This is a genomic window from Streptomyces sp. NBC_00239 (assembly GCF_036194065.1).
Lineage (GTDB): Bacteria > Actinomycetota > Actinomycetes > Streptomycetales > Streptomycetaceae > Streptomyces.
In genome coordinates this window covers 1,355,053-1,375,501 of sequence record NZ_CP108095.1, presented here as the reverse complement: position 1 = coordinate 1,375,501, position 20,449 = coordinate 1,355,053, and the positions used below count along the sequence as shown (strand labels likewise).

The 20,449-nt window shown below is 74.2% G+C and carries 12 protein-coding genes; 5 read left to right on the top strand and 7 right to left on the bottom strand.

Translation table 11 applies throughout. The features are described from left to right. Window positions 1-136: 136 nt before the first annotated feature. The gene (locus OG764_RS06045; RefSeq protein ID WP_328967349.1) at window positions 137-1,180 is read right to left on the bottom strand and encodes a winged helix-turn-helix domain-containing protein; all 1,044 of its coding nucleotides are present in this window, start codon (window positions 1,178-1,180) and stop codon (window positions 137-139) included. Window positions 1,181-1,240: 60 nt separating this feature from the next. On the opposite strand from OG764_RS06045, the gene OG764_RS06040 reads away from it, so the two are divergent. Together OG764_RS06040 and OG764_RS06035 are read left to right on the top strand one after the other, a co-directional pair. Further along, window positions 1,241-2,524 (top strand): MFS transporter, encoded by a 1,284-nt coding sequence (locus OG764_RS06040; protein WP_328967348.1) that lies wholly within the window; start codon window positions 1,241-1,243, stop codon window positions 2,522-2,524. 73 nt (window positions 2,525-2,597) lie between these two features. Continuing rightward, window positions 2,598-3,776: an IS701 family transposase gene (locus OG764_RS06035; RefSeq protein WP_328967347.1), complete on the top strand. Its 1,179-nt coding sequence runs from the start codon at window positions 2,598-2,600 to the stop codon at window positions 3,774-3,776. On the opposite strand, the gene OG764_RS06030 is transcribed toward OG764_RS06035, so the two are convergent. The 6 genes from OG764_RS06030 to OG764_RS06005 form a co-directional block, all read right to left on the bottom strand. After that, on the bottom strand, window positions 3,735-4,571 hold the full coding sequence (locus OG764_RS06030; protein ID WP_328967346.1) for an AfsR/SARP family transcriptional regulator: 837 nt from the start codon (window positions 4,569-4,571) through the stop codon (window positions 3,735-3,737). The two genes, OG764_RS06035 and OG764_RS06030, sit on opposite strands and share 42 nt — an antisense overlap. A gap of 309 nt (window positions 4,572-4,880) precedes the next feature. Further along, the gene (locus tag OG764_RS06025; protein ID WP_328967345.1) at window positions 4,881-5,795 is read right to left on the bottom strand and encodes an LLM class flavin-dependent oxidoreductase; all 915 of its coding nucleotides are present in this window, start codon (window positions 5,793-5,795) and stop codon (window positions 4,881-4,883) included. Then, window positions 5,792-6,919 carry an acyl-CoA dehydrogenase family protein gene (locus OG764_RS06020; protein ID WP_328967344.1) on the bottom strand — a complete coding sequence of 376 codons (1,128 nt, stop codon included), beginning with the start codon at window positions 6,917-6,919 and terminating at the stop codon, window positions 5,792-5,794. The genes OG764_RS06025 and OG764_RS06020 overlap by 4 nt, the downstream gene beginning before the upstream one ends. A 24-nt stretch (window positions 6,920-6,943) precedes the next feature. Beyond that, window positions 6,944-7,927, bottom strand: coding sequence for a TauD/TfdA family dioxygenase (locus OG764_RS06015; RefSeq protein ID WP_443055858.1), 984 nt, complete (start codon window positions 7,925-7,927; stop codon window positions 6,944-6,946). A gap of 53 nt (window positions 7,928-7,980) precedes the next feature. Beyond that, window positions 7,981-15,201, bottom strand: a complete 7,221-nt coding sequence (locus OG764_RS06010) for a non-ribosomal peptide synthetase (RefSeq protein WP_328967343.1) — start codon at window positions 15,199-15,201, stop codon at window positions 7,981-7,983. Between the two features lie 239 nt (window positions 15,202-15,440). Further along, window positions 15,441-15,947, bottom strand: a complete 507-nt coding sequence (locus OG764_RS06005) for an MbtH family protein (protein WP_328967342.1) — start codon at window positions 15,945-15,947, stop codon at window positions 15,441-15,443. 32 nt (window positions 15,948-15,979) lie between these two features. Between OG764_RS06005 and OG764_RS06000 the strand changes: the two genes are divergently transcribed. The 3 genes from OG764_RS06000 (at window position 15,980) to OG764_RS05990 (ending at window position 20,444) form a co-directional block, all read left to right on the top strand. After that, on the top strand, window positions 15,980-17,791 hold the full coding sequence (locus tag OG764_RS06000) for a non-ribosomal peptide synthetase (RefSeq protein WP_328967341.1): 1,812 nt from the start codon (window positions 15,980-15,982) through the stop codon (window positions 17,789-17,791). Between the two features lie 98 nt (window positions 17,792-17,889). Next, window positions 17,890-19,251, top strand: a complete 1,362-nt coding sequence (locus tag OG764_RS05995; RefSeq protein WP_328967340.1) for a DUF6002 family protein — start codon at window positions 17,890-17,892, stop codon at window positions 19,249-19,251. A gap of 23 nt (window positions 19,252-19,274) precedes the next feature. Then, window positions 19,275-20,444, top strand: a complete 1,170-nt coding sequence (locus OG764_RS05990) for a GNAT family N-acetyltransferase (RefSeq protein ID WP_328967339.1) — start codon at window positions 19,275-19,277, stop codon at window positions 20,442-20,444. Window positions 20,445-20,449 lie beyond the last annotated feature (5 nt).

The following is a 20,449-nucleotide window of genomic DNA, read 5'->3' as shown; positions in this document are numbered from 1 at the left end:
TCATCCGCGTGCCCCGACCCCTGAGGCGGCACCATGCACCGCCCGCTCGGCCATTCACCCACAGACCGGCAAACCCCGCGTTAACAACTCGCAGGAAAATATGTGGAGTTGGCCGCCAACCGAAGCCTTCCGGCCATCAGGGGCCGGCGGGCCCGGGATGCTGCGCCGCCACGAGGACCTGGCCCGCCGCCGTGCGGTAGTAGAGGACCGAGCGGCCGGCCCGGCGGCGCTCGATGAGGTGGGCTTCGCGCAGGATGCGCAGGTGCCGGCCCACCGAACCAAGGGGCAGGCCGGTGAGGGCCACCAGTTGGGTGGTGGACTTCGGGGTGTCGAGCAGGGTGAGGAGGGCGGCCCGGGCGGGGCCCGCCAGGGCGGCCAGGGCTTTCGGAGCCGGGCGGCGGTCGTCGTCGACGAGGACGCCCGAGCACGGGTAGACCACCGCGTGGCGCCGGGCGGGGTGCGGGACGGTGCGCGGGGCGGGGTGCGGGCTGCGGCCGTCGCCGGGCGGGGGGACGTCCCAGCAGACCCAGCTCTGGCTGAGGGTGACGGGGACGAACATCAGCTCCACGCCGGAGAGTTCCATCGCCGGGCTGTCGCAGACGGTGATCTGCAGGCGGTCCGCCCCGAGCCAGCGCATGCCCGGGCGCATCTCGTTCAGGGTGGTGGCCCAGCCGTGCAGTGCCAGCCGGGCCGTGCGGGCGACGATGTCGGCCTCGATGATCCGCCGGCGCCGCGGCCAGGACGGCAGGACCGTTTCCGTCCACACCCAGTCCAGCAGCTCCGCGGCCCGCCGGGCCAGGTCGTCGCGGTGCAGCAGCAGCGGCGGCAGCGGGCCGTCCGCCGACTCCGCCAGGTCGGCGAGCACGGCGGCGGGCGCGGTACCGCGCACCCGCTCCAGCTCTTCGGCGAACGGGAGGTCGCCGTCGCCCAGCGGTGTCGGGGTGAGGAAGGTCGCGTTCCACCGGCGGCCCAGCGCGGCCCGGACCAGGGCGGCCGTGACGGGGTCACCGGCCAGGCGGTCCCGGTAGTCGCGGAGGTGGGCGTCGAGCCACTGCCGCTCACCGAGGTGGGCCGCCCTGCCGTGGTGCAGCGTCTTGAGCCCGGCGAGTGCCTCGGCCAGTGGAGAGACGACGAACCGCCCCCCGGCGAGCGTGTCCGCGTCGACCTGCCACCAGCTCATTGGTTTCGCCTCCCCGCGAAAGTCTCACGCCCCGTCGATCATGCCGCAGAGACTCGCTCCATGCGTACGTATCGGGAACTGTTCCGTACCAGGGAGTTCACCCCGCTCTTCCTCGCCTCCGCCGGGCAGACCGCGGCGCAGACGGTGAGCGGACTGGCCCTGGGCATCCTGGTGTTCAAGCAGACGGACTCGGCACTGCTGTCCTCGCTCGCCATGTTCGGCCCCGCCCTCGCCCAGATGGTCGGGGCCGCGACCGTGCTGTCGGGGGCGGACCGGCTGCCGCCGCGCGCCGCGATGACGGTCCTGAGCCTGCTCTTCGGCGCCGGCACGGCCTTGCAGGCGATCCCCGGGCTGCCCGTCTGGGTGCTGTTCGTGGTGCTGCTGGGGCTCGGTGTCGTCGGGTCGGTCAGCGGCGGGGTGCGGTACGGGCTGCTCAACGAGGTCCTGACCCGGGACGGCTACCTGCTCGGCCGGTCCGTCCTCAACATGTCGGTCGGGATCATCCAGATCTGCGGCTTCGCGCTCGGCGGCGCGCTGGTCATGCTCTTCTCGGCGCGCGGCACGCTGCTCCTGTCCGCCGGCCTGTACCTGGTGACCGCCGTGGTGGCCCGCTTCGGGCTGAGCAGCCGGCCGCCCCGGGGCGCCGGAAAGACCTCGGTCGCCGAGACCTGGCGCACCAACGCCCGTCTCTGGTCCTCGGTGCCCCGGCGGTACGTCTACCTCGCCCTCTGGGTGCCGAACGGCCTGATCGTCGGAGTGGAGTCGCTGTACGTCCCGTACTCCCCGGGCGACGCCGGCCTGCTCTTCGCCTTCGGCGCCGCGGGCATGCTCGTCGGCGACGTGCTCGCGGGCCGCTTCCTGCCGGCCCGGTTGCGGGACCGGCTGATCGTCCCGCTGTGCGTCCTGCTCGCCGCCCCGTACCTGCTCTTCGCACTCGACCCGGGGCTTCCGGTCGCCCTGGTGGTCGTCACCGTCGCCACGTTCGGATACGCGGCGGGGCTGCTGCTCCAGGACCGCCTGATGGCGCTGACCCCCGACGAACTGAGCGGCCACGCACTGGGTCTGCACAGCTCCGGGATGCTCACCATGCAGGGCGTCGGCGCGGCCGTGGCCGGCACGGTGGCCGAACTGACCTCGCCCGCCACCGGCATGGTGGCCACCGCCGCCGCCTCCCTGGCCGCGACCCTCCTCCTGGCCCCGGGCCTGCGCGGCGGCACGGCGGCGGACGAGGCGAGCAGGGCGGGCGGGGCGGGCGGGGCGGATGCGACCGAGGCGAGTGCGGTCGGGGCGGCGCCGGCCGTGGCGACGGACCCGGAAGGGGACTCGGTGCCCGCCCGGCCGTAGTCCTCCCGCGCGGTGTACGCGGCTTCGACATCGCGTCCACGCGACTTCCACAGGCGCCGCGCAGGCTGACCGGATGGTGACTTCGAGCGATGATCTGTCCCGGTTCTGCGCCTCCCTGTTCGCCTCGATGCCCCGCTCGGACCAGCGCCGCTGGGGTGAGGTGTACGTGCGGGGGCTGGTGGAGGTGCCGGGCAGGAAGTCGGTGCGCCGGATCTCCGAGCGGCTGCTCGGGCGGCGCGCCGACCAGAGCCTCCAGCAGTTCGTCAACCAGAGCTCCTGGGACTGGCGGCCGGTGCGCGAACGCATCGCCCGGACCGCCGGCGCGGAGCTGGCGTCCCGGGCGTGGGTGGTGGACGAGGTCGTGCTGCCGAAGAGCGGGCACAGCTCGGTCGGGGTGGACCAGCAGTTCTCCCAGACCCTGGGCAAGGTGCTCAACTGCCAGCTGGGGCTGGTGGTGACGGCGGCCGGACCCGCCGGCACGCTCCCCGTCAACTGGCGGCTGATGCTGCCGCGTTCCTGGGACACCGACCACGAGCGCCGGGCCCGCAGCCGGGTGCCCGCCGACGAACGTCACTGCTCGCGCTGGCGCCACCTGTTCGACGCCCTGGACGAGATGACCGTCGGTTGGCGGGCGAAGCCGCTGCCCGTGATCGTGGACGCGAGCCGAAGCCCGTCGGCGGACGCGGTGATCCGGGGGCTGGAAGGCCGTGGGCTGAAGTACGTGGTGCGGGTGGGCCGTTCCACACCGCTGGCGCGGCAGGCCTCGGGCGCAGTGGTCACGGTGGGGGAGCTGCTGGCCCGGACGAGGGGTTCCCACGCCCGGGCCCAGTACCGGCCCGGCGTACCGGGCCCGGGATCGCGCTACACCACCGTGCTGATCGACAGCTCCGTGGGAGCGGGCGCGGCACGCGGCGCCGGCGTGCCGCACCGCACCCGGAAGCTGGTGGTGGGGTGGGGCGCCGAACCCGGCGGCGTGGAGTCGGTGTGGCTCACCAACGTCGAGAGCGCCCGGACCTCCGACGTGCTGGAGCTGCTGGCCCTGTGCTCCCGGGCCCGCCACGACCTCCAGCGTCTCGGTGAGCTGTCGGGCCTGCGCCACTTCGAAGGGCGGTCGTTCCGGGGCTGGCACCACCACGTCACGCTGGTCTCCGCCGCACACGCCTACGAGCTGCTCGGGCGGCTGCCCGGTGCCGACGGCCGGCCGCCGGCGTCAGGCCGGGCAACTGCCGACCAGGTCGAGGGTCTGCGGTAGCCCGCCGGCCGGCGAGCGGGGCGGGTCGAGGGCGAGGTCGGCGAGCAGCACGGCATGGTGCAACTGCTGGATGCGACGGGACGGTTCGATGCCCAGTTCCCCGGCGAGCACGGTGCACAGCTGCCGGTAGACCGCGAGGGCCTGGGCCTGCCGTCCCGATCGGTAGAGGGCCAGCATGAGTTGGGCGTTGAGGTTCTCATGGGTGGGGAACTCGGCTGTGAGGCCGGTCAGTTCGCTGATCAGTTCGTGGTGCAGGCCGAGCCTGAGTTCGGCCTCGATGCGCAACTCCAGGCAGTTCAGGCGGCTTTCCTGAAGCAGCGTCACATGGGCCGTGATGGCCGGGCCGGCCTGTACGTCGACCAGGGGTGAGTCCTTCCACAGGTCGAGGGCGTCGCGCAGGGTCCGTGCCCCCCGGGCGTGGTCCCCGCGCATCAGGGCGCGCTTGCCCTCGTCCACCCGGTCGGCGAACCGGAACAGGTCGAGGCCCGTGCGGGCGAGGGACAGCTGGTAGCCGTGCTGCCGGGTGCGCAGAACGCCCTCCGGTGACCCCTCCCCGGCAGTGGCCGCGCGCAGGGCGCGGCGGATCTTCATCACGTGGGTGCGCAGGGTGGTGGCGGCGCTGCGTGGCGGGTCCACCGCCCACAGCTCGTCGATGCAGGCGGCGGTGGTGACGAACTGGTTGGCGTTGAGGGCCAGCAGGGCGAGTAACTGACGCGGTTTCGGTGCGCTGGGTGCGCAGTCCCGGTCGCGTCCGTCGATTCCGACGAAGAGTGGGCCTAGGACTTCGACATGCATGGGGATCGGCCTTCCCGTACCGGCCCATCACTTTGTGAGTCGACAGTTCCGGTACACATCTGGCTGGCAACTGATTGGTCGCTGCAATGATCCCGACCCTAGGCAGCCCGGCCCGCGAAGATCAATGAGAATGGATTCGACGGCCACACTTCACGATGTCGAGGCGAAGAAGGCCTGGATTCGTACGCAGTGGCTGATTACGGGGGTATGGGCCGCCGCCGGACATCCGGGCCGGGAGGAAATGCCGGCGGGGACGGCCGCGTTGCGGCCGCCCCCGGTGGTGCGAAGGCGTTCGTGGTGCAAAGGCCCTCAGCGGGAGAAGGCGCTCAGGGCGGCGGACGTCGCACGGAGGAAATCCGGCCGATTTCCGCTGAACACTCCATTGGGCCGGGGATGGTTCACCACGACATCGGTGAATCCGAGATCCTGGCACCTCCCCACGATATCCACGAAACGCTCCGGAGATGAGTACGGGAAATCCACAATCCGGCTGACATTGACCAGGCGCCCGATCTCCGAGAAGTCCCGCCCGGTCTCCTCGCAGACTTCCTCGAGCCGTGCCACCTGCCGGGCCAGCACGTCCCAGGCCTCCTCTTCCGGCCGCTCCCCGGGCCGGCCCGCGTCGCCGATGGTGACCCACCACTGCCCGTGCCGGGCCGCGAGCCGCATGCCGCGCGGTCCCGCGGCCGCGATGGCGAACGGCACCCGCGGCAGCTGGACGCACCCCGGCACCATCCGGGCCGCCACGGCGCTGAAGTACGCGCCGCGGTAGGTCGTGGTCCGGTTGCGCAGCAGCTCGTCCGAGAGGCCGACGAACTCGGCGAAGCGGTCCGCCCGCTCACCCGGTGTCAGGTCCCGGCCGCCGAGCAACCCGGCGTCACCGCCCGGCGCACCCGCGCCGATCCCGAACACGAAGCGCCCGTTCGACACCTGGTCGAGGGTCATCACCTGTTTGGCGACCACGGCCGGGTGCCGGAAGTTCGGGGTGGACACCATCGTCCCCAGCCCGATCCGCTCGGTCACGGCGGCCGCCGCGGAGAGCACGCTCAGGGAGTCGTACCAGGGGCTGTCGTGCAGCGTGCGCCAGGAGTGGTGATCGAAGGACCAGGCGTGGTGCAGGCCCACCTGCTCCAGCTCCCGCCAGATCTCCCGGGCCTGCGGCCAGGGGTGCTCGGGCAGTACGACGGCTCCGATCCGCACCCCGTCGGGCCGCGGCGCGGTCACCGTGCCCCCAGCCGGGCGGTGACCAGTTCGCGGCACAGGTAGTTGGGCGGGCCCATCAGGGTGACGGCCCGGGCGTCCTGCGCCAGGCGGTTGAGGGCGTGACCGCGCGAGAACGCGGCGCTCCCCGCCAGCTCCTGGGCGCCGCGGCAGATCGCCTCGGCCGTCTCCGAGGCGAACACCTTCGCCGTCAGCGCGGGGCCGCTGCGGTCCCCGGGGGGTGCGGTGGCCGCCTCCACCACGCCGCGGACGGCCGCGAGGCGCGAGCCCAGCTCGAACACGTGGTGCCGGTAGAGCGGGCTGTCCAGGAGGGAGCGCCGCCGCCCGACCTCGACCGCGATGTCGTGGGCCTCCTCGGCGACGCCCAGCGCGACGGCCCCGAGGGTGAGCCCCACGGTGTGCGGGTGGCCGATGACCGCGGGCGTGTCCCCGGAGCGGATCAGCACGTCCCCGTCTTCGGCCGCGTACCCCTCCAGCCGGATCAGGCCCGTCGCCGAACGGCGCATGCCCGACAGGTCGAGCACCCCGTCGGTCGTGAAGCCGGGCCGGGTGCTGTCCACCAGGAAGATGCCCTGGTCGGTCCGTCCGTAGCTGCCGGAGCCCGAGTCCTGCGCGCCGGTGCGGGCGAGGACCAGATAGAGATCGGCCACCCCCGCGCCGGTGGTGAAGGTCTTCGCGCCGTTGAGCACCCAGCCGCCGTCCGCCTGCCGTTGCGCGGTGGTCGCGATGTTCTGCTTCGCGGCGTCGGAGCCCGGCTCGCTCCAGGAGGAGGCGAGGATCAGGCCGTGGTCGGACACCGCGGTCAGCACCTGCTTGCGCTGCTCCTGCGAGCCGTAGGCGATGATCCGGCTGACCGCCGCGTAGTGCAGGAAGACGATGATCCCCACCGACGCGTCGGTCCGGGCCAGGGTGGTGATCACGCGGTTGGCGTCGTGCCAGCCCGCCCCGAACCCCGCGTACTCGACGGGAACGGGCAGGCGCAGCACACCGCTGGCGCGCAGCGCGTCGAGCGCGCTGTCGCTGGGGCGGCCGGTCGTGTCGTCGTGGGCCTCCGTACGGAGCCTCGCCAGCAGCCCGGTGAGTTCCGGTGCGCCGGGCGCAGTGGGTGGTGACGCGGGGAAATCCATGGTTTCTCTCTCCACAGGAGGGCCTCAGCGGACGATCACGTAGCCGTCGTCTGCGCGGTGGGACCGGGAGCGCCGCAGGTCGGCCAGCGCGAAGGTGCGCTGGACCCAGCGGTCCCGGCCGTCGTAGCGCGGCCGGAACGCCGTACGGCCGTGCAGGCAGACCCGGTTGTCGACGATCGCGAGGTCCCCGGCGCGCAGCCGCACCGTCCGGGCCACGGCGACCAGCGCGTCCGACAGCTCGGCCAATGCCTCCCCGCCGACCGGGGTCAGTGCGCTCGTGGCGGCGAAATCGACCTGGACGTCCGGGTCTTCGGGCGTTCCGGACAGTACGGAGTGCCGGACCGGTCCGCCGTCGGGCGAGCCGAAGGACGGCGGCGGCTGGGTGCTGAAGTCGGGCTGCCACAAGGCCTCGCGGGCCCGGTCCGAGAGTCTCGGCAGCGCCTCCCGGATCGATGCGGTGGACAGACCGGCGACCTCCTCGTGATCGGGCCGCAGGCAGAACAGCAGCACGTAGTCGGGGCGGTGCTCGTGGAAGGCGTTCTCGTTGTGCATCATCAGGTCCACCGAGCCCGCGTTGCCCTGGAAGTACTCCTGGCCGGGCACCGGCACGACGTCCTGGACCAGGGCCCCGGACTTCTCGGGCAGGAAGGCGGCCGGATCACCGAGCCCGCACGCCGTCATGACGAGGAACGCGGCCGGGACGGTGGCCGTGCGCTGCACCGAGCCGCCCACCGTCGGGGTGACCGGCAGGTCCCGCTCGTCCACCGGGAGCCCGCGCAGCACGAGGGCGCCGGCGGGCCCCGAGTTCCGGCGGAAGGCGCTGATCTCGCGGCGGTACACGGACGGCAGTTCCGCCCAGGCGGCCCGGGCGGCCGCGACCCAGCCGGAGTCGTCGACCAGGCCGGCCGCCGATGCGAGCCGCCGGCCGGCGGCGGCCATCTCCGCGGCCGCAGCCGCGGGAATGGTGTGGACGGCCTCGGCGAGCGTGGCCTGTGCTGTGTTGGACATGCTTCCTCTCCTCCGCAATAGTCCGGAGCGATAGTCCGGGAAACGAGCGGCCCTCAGGCCCGTGGCGGGCGCAGTCTGTCCGCGATCACCGCACCGATCCGCTCCGCGGCGCGCCGGTGCATCATCGCGCCGTGCACACAGCCGACCGGGTGGACCTCCAGGTCCCCGGACACGAAGCCGCGCCAGGCCTGCGGGTCCCCCGCGTCGGGGTCGTCGGCCGCCTGGAAGAACAGGGCGCCGCCGCGCAGCACCCCGGGCCGATGGGCGCGTCCGAGAGCCGCGTGGTGGACGAACGTCCGGGCCATGGCGGAGATGGTCTCCTCGTCCAGACCGGCGAGCGGGCCGTCCCCCCGGCCGGTCAGCCGGACGAAGTCGGCCAGGCTCAGCCGTTCGCCGGGGCCCTCGGGCGTCGACTGCCCGAGCGAATGCAGGAGTTCGGCCAGCGGATCGCGCTCGGCGGCCGGCCCGGACGCCGCGGGTTCCGGCTCGGGCGGGTAGCCGTCGAGGAGCGCGAGCAGCTCGACCTCCTCGCCCTGCGCCTGGAGTTCGACCGCCATGGCGTGTGCGACGACGGCGCCGAACGACCAGCCGAGCAGCCGGTACGGACCGGCCGGCCGGACCTCCCGGACCAGCCGTACGTAGCCGGCGGCCAGTTCGGCGACGCTCGCGGGCGACGCCTCCCCGGGCCGCAGCGTGGGCGCCTGCAGCGCGTGCACGGGCTGGTCCGGGCCGAGTCGGTCGAGCAGCGCCGCGTACACCCAGCCGATGCCGGCGCCCGGATGGACGCAGAACAGGGGGGACGCCTGCTCGGGGCGGCCGGCGCGCAGCGTCAGCAGGGGTGCCAGGGAGTCCTGGTGGACGCCCGCCTCTTGGCGGGCCGCCAGCGCCGCCACCGACGGCGCGGCGAACAGGTCCTGGACGCCCACCCGCAGGCCCAGCGAGGAGCGGATCAGGGCGACCAGCCGGGCGGCCAGCAGGGAGTGCCCGCCCCGCGCGAAGAAGCCGTCGTCCACACCCACCCGCGGCAGTCCGAGCACCTCGCCGAACAGGTCGCAGAGCGCCTTCTCCAGCTCGGAGCCGGGGGCCCGGCCGGCACCCGCCGGGAGCGGCGCCGGGGCGGGCAGCCGTCCGCGGTCCAGCTTCCCGTTCTTCGTCAGCGGCAGCCGGTCGATCGGTACGTACACCGACGGCACCATGTACGGGGGCAGCAGCCGGGCGACGGCCGCACGCACGGCTTCCGCGTCGAGGCCCTCCGGCGCGGCCGGCACCACATGGGCCACCAGCCGGTCCCCGCCGAGGACGGTCACGGCCGCGGCCGTCACGTCCGGCAGCGTCGAGAGCACCGCCTCGACCTCGCCCAGCTCCACCCGGAAGCCCCGCACCTTCACCTGGTCGTCGACCCGTCCGACGAACTCCGCCCGGCCGTCGCGGCGCCACCGCACCAGGTCGCCGCTCCGGTACATCCGGGCGCCCGGCTCGCCGTACGGGTCGGGGAGGAAGCGGTCCGCCGTCAGATCGGGCTGGTTCAGGTAGCCGCGGGCCAGCAGCCCGCCGCCGATGTGGAGTTCGCCGACCACGCCCGCCGGCACGGGGGACAGCGCCTCGTCCAGCACGTACCACCGGGTGTTCCAGATCGGGTGGCCGATCGTGACGCCGCCGGCCGGTACGGGGTCGCCCGGCTCGATGCGGTACTCGGCGCAGCCCACCGTGGTCTCGGTCGGTCCGTACTCGTTGACCACGGTCACCCCGGGGTGCTCGGCGCGCCACTCGTCCAGTGCCGCGCCCAGCAGCAGCTCGCCGCCGAGGACGAGCTGCCCGGTGGGTGCGTACGCCTGCGGCAGGATCCGGAACAGCCCGAGGTGCGAGGGGGTCGCCTTCACGAAGGTCGGCGGTTCCACCGCCGCCGGTTCGCTGTCGTCGAGTGTCACGAGGTGGAGGGAGCCGCCGCAGGTCAGGGGCCCCCACAGGCCGGTGACGGTGAGGTCGAAGGCGACCGGGGAGTGCACCAGCGCCCGCCCCGCCATCGCCGGGTAGGCCTGCCGGGCCCACGCCAGGTACAGGTTGAGCGACCGGTGCTCGATCACCACGCCCTTGGGTTCGCCGGTCGACCCGGAGGTGTAGATGACGTAGGCGGTGGTCGCCGGGGTCGGCTCAGCGGTGCGTTCGCCCGGTGCCAGGTCGCCGGCCGGCTGCCGGTCCACGGCGGCCGCCGTGTCCGGCTCGTCCAGGAGCAGCCGCGGCAGCGCGGGCAGCCGGTCCGTGAGCGCGGTGGTGGTGACGGCCAGCGCGGGAGCCGCCGACGTGACGATGCGGGCCAGCCGCTCGGGCGGCTGCTCCGGGTCGAGCGGCAGGTAGCCCGCCCCCGCCTTGAGCACGCCCAGCAGCACCGCCACCAGCTCCGGGGTGCGCGGCAGCGCCACCGCGACGAGAGACTCGGGTCCGATGCCCAGGCCCGCCAGGTGGCGGGCGAAACGGTTGGCCCGTGCGTTGAGCGCGGCGTAGTCGAGGACGGCGGCGCCGGCGCGCACGGCGACGGCGTCCGGGGTCTGCCGCGCGAACCGCTCGAACAGCTCGGGCACGTTCTCCTCGGACACGTCCGCGGCGGTGTCGTTCCAGTCGACGAGCATGCGGTGGCGCTCTTCGTCCGTGAGCAGGTCGACCGAGCCGATCCGCCGGTCCGGGTCGGCCGCCAGCCGCTCCAGCAGCCGGTGCAGCCGGCCCGCCAGGGCCTCGGCGGTGTCCGCGTCGAACAGGGCGCGCGCGTACTCCAGGACACCGTGCAGCCCCGCCGGCGCCCCGCCGCCGTCGGTCCGGGCGGCCAGGGCGACCCGCAGGTCGAACTTGGACACCTCGAAGGGCACCGGCTCCTCGGCGGCTTCCAGACCGGCGAGCGCCAGGCCGTCGGTCACGCTCTCGTCCAGTTGGAGGACCACCTGGAACAGCGGGTGGCGGGCCAGTGAGCGGTCCGGGTTGACCGCCTCGACCACCCGCTCGAACGGCAGGTCGGCGTGCTCGTACGCGGCCAGGTCCTCGTCCCGCACCCGGGCCAGCAGCTCGGCGAAGGTGGGGTCGCCGGAGACGTCGGTGCGCAGCACGAGGGTGTTGACGAAAACACCGACCAGGTCGTCCAGGGCCTCGTCGCCGCGGCCCGCCGCGGGTACCCCGATCGGGATGTCGGTGCCGGCCCCGAGCCGCGACAGCAGCGCGGCGAGGGCGGCCTGGAGGACCATCAGCAGCGTGCAGCCGTGGGCTCCGGCCAGCCGCAGCAGCCGGGCGTGCAGCTCGCCGTCCAACGTCAGCGGCACGGTGGCGCCGGAGTTGTCCGCCGTGTCGGGCCGGGGACGGTCGTAGGGCAGCTCCAGCTCGACCGGCAGGCCGGCCAACCGCTCCCGCCAGAACGACAGCTGCCGGGCGGCCGCGGAGTCCGGATCGTGCTCCTCGGCCAGCAGGCCGAGCTGCCACAGCGCGAAGTCCGCGTACTGCACCGGCAGTTCCGGCAGTTCCGGGGCTTCGCCGACGCCCCGTGCGGTGTAGGCGGCGGAGAGGTCGCGCAGGAGCACGCCCAGGGACCAGCCGTCGGTGGCGATGTGGTGCACCACCAGGGCCAGGACGTGTTCCCCGGGGCCGGTCCGGTACAGCGCCGCACGCAGCGGGGGCTCCACGGCCAGGTCGAACTCCCGCGCGGCGAAGGCGGCGAGGACCGGGGCGAGCCCGTCGGGCGGGCACTCGGCGCGCGCCAGCAGCGCAGGTACGGAGCCGGGCGGCAGGATCTGCTGGTGCGGATCGGCGGCGTCGTCGGGGAAGACGGTCCGCAGCGCCTCGTGCCGGTCGACGACGTCGGCGAGGGCGGCGGCGAGCGCGTCGGCGTCGAGCCGGCCGCGCAGCCGCAGCGCGAACGGCGAGTTGTAGTCCGCGCTCTGGCCGGTCCGGCTGAGGAACCAGATCCGCCGCTGAGCCGCGGACAGCGGCAGCACGACGGGCCGTTCGGCCGCGCGGAGGGCCGGCCGGGAAGGCCGCGAGGCGTCCAGCAGGTCTACCAGCCCGGCGACGCTCGGCGCCCGGAACAGGTCGCGGATCGCGAGCTCGACCCCGAAGGCGGAACGGATCCGGGCGATCAGACGAGTCGCCAGCAGCGAGTGCCCGCCGAGCGCGAAGAAGTCGTCCTCGGCGCCGACCCGCGGCAGTGCCAGGACCTCGGCGAACAGTCCCGCGAGGATCTCCTCCCGCGGGCCGCGCGGCGCCCGGGAGACGCCCTCGGCGCCCTGCCCCGGGGCGGGCAGCTCCGTGCGCAGCAGCACCTCGCGGTCCAGCTTGCCGGTGGCGGTGAGCGGGAGGCGGGGCACGGTGACGAAGTGGGAGGGGACCAGGTAGTCCGGGAGGGACTGCGCCAGCAGGGCCCGCAGCCGGGCCGGCACGAGCCGGGAGCCGCCGTCCGCGGTGAGGTAGGCCACCAGCCGGCGGTCTCCGGGAGCGACCTCGACGGGCAGCACCGCGGCCTCGGCGACCTGCGGAAGCTCCCGCAGACGGGCCTCCACCTCGGCGGGCTCGACCCGGTATCCGCGGATCTTCACCTGGTCGTCCGCCCGGCCGAGGAATTCCACGGTGCCGTCGGGGAGCCAGCGGACCAGGTCGCCGGTGCGGTACATCAGCTGCCCGGGCTCGCCGGCGTACGGGGAGGGCAGGAACCGTTCGGCGGTGAGCTCCGGCCGGCCGACGTAGCCGCGGGCGAGCCAGGGCCGGGTCACGTACAGCTCGCCGGGCATCCCCACCGGCACCGGCCGCATGCGGTCGTCCAGAACGTGGATGCGGGTGTTGGCGATCGGCCGGCCGATCGGGGGGCGCTCGGGCCAGTCCTCGGGCGGGCCGGTCATCAGGTGGGCGACGACGGCGTGCGTCTCGGTGGGGCCGCACTGGTTCTCCAGGACGATCCCGGGCATCCGGGCCAGGAAGGCGCGTACCTCCTTGCCGAGGGAGAGCCGTTCGCCCGCCGTGACGATCTCCCGCAGCGGCAGCGGCGCCACCGCTTCGGCGGCGTCCTGGACGGCGAGCTGCTCCAGCACCATCGGCGGGCAGAACAGCCGCCGGACGCCGTGGGAGCGGATCGCGTGCAGCACCCGGCGGGGGTCGCGGCGCTCGTCCTCGCCGATCAGCACCAGCGAGCCGCCGGTGAGGAAGGTGGTGAACAGCTCCTGGAACGAGGCGTCGAAGTGCAGGGAGGAGAACTGGAGGGTGGGACCGGCGACGGTGGTCCGGTCGGCCTGCCACCGGATCAGGTTGAGCAGCGGCGCGTGGGCCATCGCGACGCCCTTCGGACGTCCGGTGGAGCCCGAGGTGTAGATCACGTAGCAGAGGTTGCCGCCCGTGGCGAGCCGCGCCGGGTCGGTTTCCGGGCGCTGCCCGAAGCCGTCCGGTTCCAGCAGCACGCCGGCGGCGCCGTCCGGCAGCAGGCCGGCGAGCCGGCGGTCGGTGACGACCGTCCCGGCCCGGGCGTCGGCCAGCTGGTAGGCGATGCGGTCCGCCGGGTGCGCGGGGTCGAGCGGCAGGTAGCCGCCCCCGGCCTTGAGCACGGCGAGCAGCGCCACCACGAAGTCCGTGCCGCGCGGCAGCAGCAGGCCGACCGTCCGCTCCGGGCCGACGCCGCGGGCCCGCAGTTCGTGCGCGAGCCGGTTGGCACGGGCGTTGAGCTCGCCGTACGTCAGCCGGCGGTCGCCCTCGATCAGGGCGGTGGCACCGGGGGTCCGGCCGACCTGGCGCTCGAAGCCGTCCGTGACCGTGCCCTCGGGGAGGGGGCGTGCGGTGTCGTTCCAGGCGTCGAGCAGCCCGGACAGCCGGTCGGCGTCGGCCGGCGGCAGCTCCGCCACCGGGCGGTCCGGATGCCGGGCGGCCTGGTCGAGCAGGTGGACGTACTGCTCGGCGATCGAGCGGGCGGTGGCCTCGTCGAAGAGGTCGGTGGCGTAGACGAGTTCGCCGGTCAGCGGACCCGACCCGGGGTCCGTGAGGTGCAGCGCGAGGTCGAAGTTGGTCGAGGGGTCGCGCGGCCGTACGGGCTCCGCCGCGACGCCGTCGAGCCGGAGGCCGGCGCCCGGGGCGGACAGGTCGAACCAGACCTGGACCAGCGGGTTGTGGCTGAAGTCCCGCGGCGGGGCGAGTTCCTCGACGAGGCGCTGGAACGGCACGTCCTGGTGGGCGAAGGCCTCCAGGGTGGCCGAACGCGCCCGGTCGACCAGGGCGCGCACGCTCGGGTCGCCGGTGAGGTCCGCCCGGATGGGCACGGTGTTCACGAAGAAGCCGATCAGCTCCTCGACTTCGGGCCGGGTGCGGCCCGCGGACGGGCAGCCGACGAGGAAGTCGCTGCTGTGCGTGTGGCGGCCCAGCAGGACCTGGTACACGGCCAGCGCCGTCATGAACAGCGTCGCGCCCTGCTCACGGGACAGGGCGCGCAGCCGGTCGGCCGTCACCTCGCCCACGGTGAAGGCGGCCACGGCGCCCCGGTACCCGGGCGCCGCCGGGCGCGGACGGTCGGTGGGCAGCTGCAGGGAGGTGGGCGCGCCGCTGAGGGCCTGCCGCCACCGGTCCAGCCGGTCCTTCGTCCGGCGGTCCGCCTGCGTCCGGTGCTGCCAGGCCGCGTAGTCGGTGTAGTCGACGGGCAGCGGGGCCCAGTCCGGCTCCCCGCCCGCGCGGGCCGCCCGGTACGCGGTGGCCAGGTCGCGTTCGAAGACCCCGATCGACCAGCCGTCGAAGGCGATGTGGTGGACGACGGCGGCCAGGACGTGGTCGTCCTCGCCGAGCCGCAGCAAGGTGGTGCGCAGCAGTGGTCCGGCGGCGAGGTCGAAGGGCGTGCGCAGCTCCCGCGCGACGTGGTCCGCTGCGTCGGCCGCCGGGTCGGCGCGGCCGGCCAGGTCGACGACGCGCAGGGTGACGCGGTCCGCCGGGCCGACCACCACGTAGGGCTGCCCGGCGTCGTCCGCGAAGTGGGAGCGGAGCGTGGCGTGGCGCTCGGCCACCGACCGCAGGGCCCGGCGCAGGGCGGGCACGTCGAGCGGCCCCCGGATCCGGTAGACCGTGTCGGCGGTGACGTAGGCGATCGAGCCCGGGTGCATCTGCTCCAGGAACCAGAGCCGCTGCTGCGCGAACGACAGGACCGGGCGCTCGTCGCGGGCCCGCCGGATGAGGGCGGCCGGGTCGCTCGCGCGGTCACCGGCCGTGCCGCGCAGGCGGCGGGCCAGCAGCTCGGCCTGGGCGGCGGAGAGCCGCGGTGGGTGCTCGACAGTCATTGCCTCTCCGAACATACGACCGGGACACGGTCTTCGTGGACTGGATACGGCGTCTGGGGCCCGTCTCCGGGGAGCGGCGCCCCGGCCCGGGCGCAGGCGGCCTGGGCGTAGGCGGACCGGGCGCAGGCGGCCTGGGCGTAGGCGGACCGGGCGCAGGACCCCGTGCGCAGGTGGTCCGGACCGGGGCTCGGAGCCGCGCGCCGGGAGCCCGTTCGCCGGAAGCCCCGTGCGCCGGTGCGTCAGGACTCGGCGAGGGCCCGGCGGACGCTCAGCGGGGTGATGTCCGGCCACGCGCCGCGGACGTACTCCAGGCACTCGTCCTTGCTGCCGGCCACGCCGACCTCCGTCCAGCCGGCCGGGGCCTCCCGGTCCGCGGGCCAGATGGAGTGCTGCTCCTCGTGGTTGATCACGACCTTGAACACGGCGTCGTCCTCCGACCGTTGATGGTGTCGGCGCCCGGCCGGACCGGCCGGCGACCTCTGCTCCGAAGGATCATCAGCAGCGCTCCGTCGTACGGGCAAGCGCCTCCCGGCAAGCCCGCGGACACTTCGTTCAGTCCGGCTCCCACCACCCCGGCCACCGTGCCCGGACAGCCTCGAATATCGCAAAGGGCCCCTGACTTCGTTCAGTTGGCGTTGATTCCGGCGCCGCGGGTTGCTGATCCTGAGGCCGCCGACCCCGCCGTGAGTGCGGGAGGACGCAATCCAGCGGGGCGCGATCGCGGACCCCGGGGAGCACCGCCGCACCGGCGACGCCGCATCGGCGACAAGGAGCCGCCTTGGACATCATCGAGCGTTTCGAAGAACGGGCCCGGACCGCACCCGGCAGCCCGGCGATCGTGGCCGGCCGGGAGCAGGTCGGCTACGGCGAGCTGGACACCCGCGCCAATCGGCTCGCGCACTTCCTGCGGAGCCGGGGCGCGGGGCCGGAGACGGTGGTCGGCATCTGCATGAGCCGCCGCCCCGAGGCATTCGTCGCCATGCTCGCGGCCCTGAAGACCGGCGCCGCCTTCCAGCCGCTCGACCCGGGCCACCCCGCGCAGCGGCTCGTGGAGAGCCTCACCGCCTCGGGCGCGCTGCTCCTGCTCACCGAGCGGGCACTGGCCCGGGAGTTCGACGGCGCCCCGCTCCCCGTGCTGCCGTGCGAGGACCTGGCCGCCGGACTCGACGTGTACCCGGCGACCCGGCCCGACCGGCTCCTGCCCGAGCAGGGCCTGCGCTGCGTCATCTTCACGTCCGGGTCCACCGGGCGCCCCAAGGGCATCGGCCTGACCTCGGCGTCGATCGCGAACGTCGCCGACTGGGCGGTCACCCGGCTGCCCGGGCCGCAGGTCTTCCTGCAGTTCACCTCGCTCGGCTTCGACGTCTCGCTCCAGGAGATCTTCGGCGCGCTGCTCAGCGGCGGCTCGCTGGTCCTCGTGGAGGAGCGGCACCGGCAGGACCCGGCGGCCCTGCTCGATCTGATGGCCCGTGAGCGGGTCCAACGGGTCTACCTCTCACCCGCGTTCCTCCGGCAGCTCGCCCGCACCGCCCTCCAGGACCCCGACCTCATCCGGCGGCTGGTACTGACCGAGATCGTCGCGGCCGGTGAACCCCTGCGGCTGACACCCGAGATCCGCCGGTTCCTCGGGGCACTGGACGGCACGGTCCTGGAGAACCAGTACGGCCCTTCCGAGACGCACCAGGCCACCGCCTGCACCCTGACCGGAGGCCTGCCGGCGTGGCCCGACAGCCCACCCCTCGGCCGGACCCTCCCCGGCGTGCGCGGCCACGTCCTGGACGCGGACCTCGCCCCCGTACCGGACGGCGAACCGGGCGAGCTCCACATCGCCGGCACCGGGGTCAACCGGGGGTACCTCGGGCGTCCCGACCTGACGGCGGAGCGGTTCCTCCCCGACCCGTACGGGCCACCGGGCAGCCGGATGTACCGCACCGGCGACCTGGTCCGGCGTGACGCCGACGGCGGCCAGCTGGAGTTCATCGGCCGCATCGACGGCCAGGTGAAGATCCGCGGGCACCGGGTCGAGCCGGCCGAGGTGGACGCCGTCCTCGCCGGCCACCCGGACGTGCAGGAGGCGGCGACCGTCGCCCGGCAGTCCGCCGAGGGCAGCTGGCAGCTGACCGCCTACCTGGTCCCGGCACCCGGCCGTGCGCTGCCCGGCCGGGCCGCCCTGCGCGCCTACGCCGAGCAGCGGCTCCCCTCCTACATGGTGCCCGCCGCGCTGGTCCCGATCGACGCCCTGCCGCTCAACAAGAACGGCAAGCTGGACCGCGCCGCCCTGCCCCGGCCGGACGGCCCCCTCGACCCGGCCGCCGCATCCGTCCCCCCGCAGAACCCCCAGCAGGAGATCATCCACGACATCTGGGCCGAAGCCCTGGAACGCGAACGCATCGGCATCGACGACGCCTTCCTCGACCTGGGCGGCGACTCCCTGCGCGCCATGTGGATCGTCTCCCGCGTCCGCCAGGCCTTCGGCGTGGACCTGGAGGTCCGCGCCCTGTTCGACGCGCCCACCGTGCGCGCCCTCGCCCACACGGTGGAGGAGGCCCTCATCGCGGAGATCACCGCCGCGCCCGCCGCCGACCTCTGAGGCCGCCGGTCTCCGGAGCCGGCGATCCGAGCCGGCGATCCGAGCGACACAGCTACCCGACAGCTACCCGACAGTTTCCCCAAAGGAGTGGATCAGCCATGTCCGAAACGGGCCGTGCGGCCGTCACCGGCCAGGTCGTGCACAACGCGCTCGACCGGTACTTCGAGGAGATCCGTACCGCCGCGCGGAAGGTGACCGCCGAGCGGACCACCGCCGCCGACATCCCCCTCGAACTCGCCGCGAAACACCCGTCCTTCGCGAAGTTCACCGAGGTCACCGACATCGGTCTGACCCAGGTGGACGCGCGCACCCACATCCTCGACCTGATGCGCAACCCGGGCGCGAGGACCACCAAGACCATGGCCTCCCTGCTCATGATCGCCCGCGCGGCCGACCACATCCGCCGCACCGGCGAGCGCGTACTGCTGTTCACCCCGACCTCCGGCAACAAGGGAACGGCCCTGCGCGACGCCGTGGCCCGCGCCCACGCCACCGGGCTGGCCACCCCCGACGAACTGCGCATCGTCATGCTCGCCCCCGAGGCCTCCCGCACCAAGCTGCGCGACTGCGCGCTCACCGCGGACCAGGCGCTGCGCACCGCCAACCCCGTGACCCTGGCCCGGGTCGAGCAGCCGGCCGACGTCAAGCTGCTCAGCAGCGAGGTGGTGCGACGGCACGCCACCGAGATCCTCGACACCACCGGCTTCCGCGTCTGGTACACCCTGGACCTCGACAACTACCGGATCGCCGACGCGGCCCGCGCGTTCGCCGAGGCGGAACTCCTGCCCATCACGGCCGACTCCGCGCCGCGCGTCCACGTGCACTCCGTGTCCAGCGCCTTCGGGCTGCTCGGCTACCACCTCGGGCACCGGCTGCTCACCGAGGGACTGCCCGGGCACGCCGTGCCCGCCCGCCACCCCGGATTCCACCTGGTCCAGCAGCTCGCCACGGCCGACATGGTGACCAGCCTCCTCGGCGCGAAGGTCCCGGACTACACGTACGACGAGGCGGCCGGCGTGTGGCGCCAGGACTCCATGGCGGAGTTCCCCGCCGTCACCGACGACCCCGAAGAGGTGATCGACCCGACCTTCTACACCAAGGAGCCGGCCACCCGCACCCAGCTCAACGAGATCGTCGCCCGCCACGGCGGCGGCGGGATCGTGGTCTCCCGCCGGGAGTGCCTGGAGCACTTCGCCCACGTACGGGAACTGGCCGCCGCCGCGGGCATAGAGATCGCCGCCGACCCGTCCCTCATCCGCGAGTGGTCGCTGGTCAAGGCACTCACCGGGGTACTGATCTCCCGGGAACGCGGCCTCCTGGCACCCGACACCGACGTCGTGGTGCACGGCTCCGGCTACTACAGCGACGCACTGCTCCCCGCGCTGCGCGAGGAGCACCTCACCCGCGTCGCCACCGTCGACGACCTCGCACGGGCCGTCCTCGCGGCCGCGCACGCGTAGCCGCCGGCCCGGAGCAGACCACGATGCCCACCACGACGCTCGTCCCACCCAACTGGCGGTACGCCTGGAACAACAGCGCCGCCCCGCTCGTCGTCCGCGCCCATGCGCTGACGGCCGCGGCCGCCCGCCCGTCCGTCACGGTGTCCCGACCGACCGGCGGCCCGGACGGCGGGAGCCCGACCCTGGCGTACGGCGGACTCGCGCACGGCCTCACCCACGTACTGCCGTTCCTCGAACAGCGCCGCGGAGCCGGCGCGCAGCACAGCCGCCGCCGCACCACCTGGGCGGAACTGGCCGACGGCCGCGCCGCGACCGGCGCGGACCTCCTCGCGGTCGGCCTGCTCCGCCGCGCCGCCCCGCGGACGGCTCCGCGCCACTGCCTGCTGCTGCCCTTCCGGATCAGCCTGTCGGTTCCGGTGGGCCCCGACCCGCAGGAGGTCGTCCAGCGGCTCTCGCGCAAGGCCCGCCAGCAGCACGCCAGGGAGCTCCGCTCCCGCGACCGCACCCTCGAAGTCGCCACCTCCGAAGCCGACTTCCACTCCTTCTACGACGGCATGCACCGGCCGACCATGCGCAACCGGCACCGCGACGCCGCCCGCTCGGAGGAACGGCGCAGCGCCCTCGTCTGCCTCTTCCGGCGCGGCGTGCTGTTCTTCCTGCGCGAGTCGGGCCGCCGGGTGGCGGGGATGCTGTGCCGCCTGGAGGGCGCCACGCTGGTCGTCCGGCTGGCCGGCGTCGAGGCCGGCGGCGAGGAGCCCTACCGCTCCGGCACGTACATGGCGATGTACGTGTTGATCCTCCAGTGGGCCGCCGAGCACGGCCTGACCCGGGTCGACCTCTCGGGCTGCGAGCCCTTCCTGAGCAAGGGCATCTTCCAGTTCAAGCGCAAGATGCACCCCGAAGTCACCCTGCCCGACAACCACTTCCGGGACAAGCGGCTGATGCTGCGCGTCCTGCGCGACACCCCGGAGGTCCGGGACCTCCTCACCGCCAACCCCGTACTGGCGTACGACACCACGGGCGGCGCCCTGGAGGCCGTGTACTTCCACGACGCGGACCGGCCCGCCCGGACGGACCTGCGCTGGCAGTGCCCGGGCGTGAGCGGCCAACGCGCCGTCGACCTGGACGAGTTCCTCGACGGCCTGCCCCGTTCCACCCCGCGGACCCCCGCCGCGCAACCCGCGCGCCCCTGACCCCA

Bases quoted from the DNA above. Each gene is read 5' to 3' on its own strand.
- OG764_RS06015 (WP_443055858.1), bottom strand. From the start codon at position 7,927: ATGTCCAACACAGCACAGGCCACGCTCGCCGAGGCCGTCCACACCATT.
- OG764_RS06045 (WP_328967349.1), bottom strand. From the start codon at position 1,180: ATGAGCTGGTGGCAGGTCGACGCGGACACGCTCGCCGGGGGGCGGTTC.
- OG764_RS06035 (WP_328967347.1), top strand. From the start codon at position 2,598: ATGGTGACTTCGAGCGATGATCTGTCCCGGTTCTGCGCCTCCCTGTTC.
- OG764_RS05990 (WP_328967339.1), top strand. From the start codon at position 19,275: ATGCCCACCACGACGCTCGTCCCACCCAACTGGCGGTACGCCTGGAAC.
- OG764_RS06020 (WP_328967344.1), bottom strand. From the start codon at position 6,919: ATGGATTTCCCCGCGTCACCACCCACTGCGCCCGGCGCACCGGAACTC.
- OG764_RS06010 (WP_328967343.1), bottom strand. From the start codon at position 15,201: ATGACTGTCGAGCACCCACCGCGGCTCTCCGCCGCCCAGGCCGAGCTG.
- OG764_RS05995 (WP_328967340.1), top strand. From the start codon at position 17,890: ATGTCCGAAACGGGCCGTGCGGCCGTCACCGGCCAGGTCGTGCACAAC.
- OG764_RS06040 (WP_328967348.1), top strand. From the start codon at position 1,241: ATGCGTACGTATCGGGAACTGTTCCGTACCAGGGAGTTCACCCCGCTC.
- OG764_RS06030 (WP_328967346.1), bottom strand. From the start codon at position 4,571: ATGCATGTCGAAGTCCTAGGCCCACTCTTCGTCGGAATCGACGGACGC.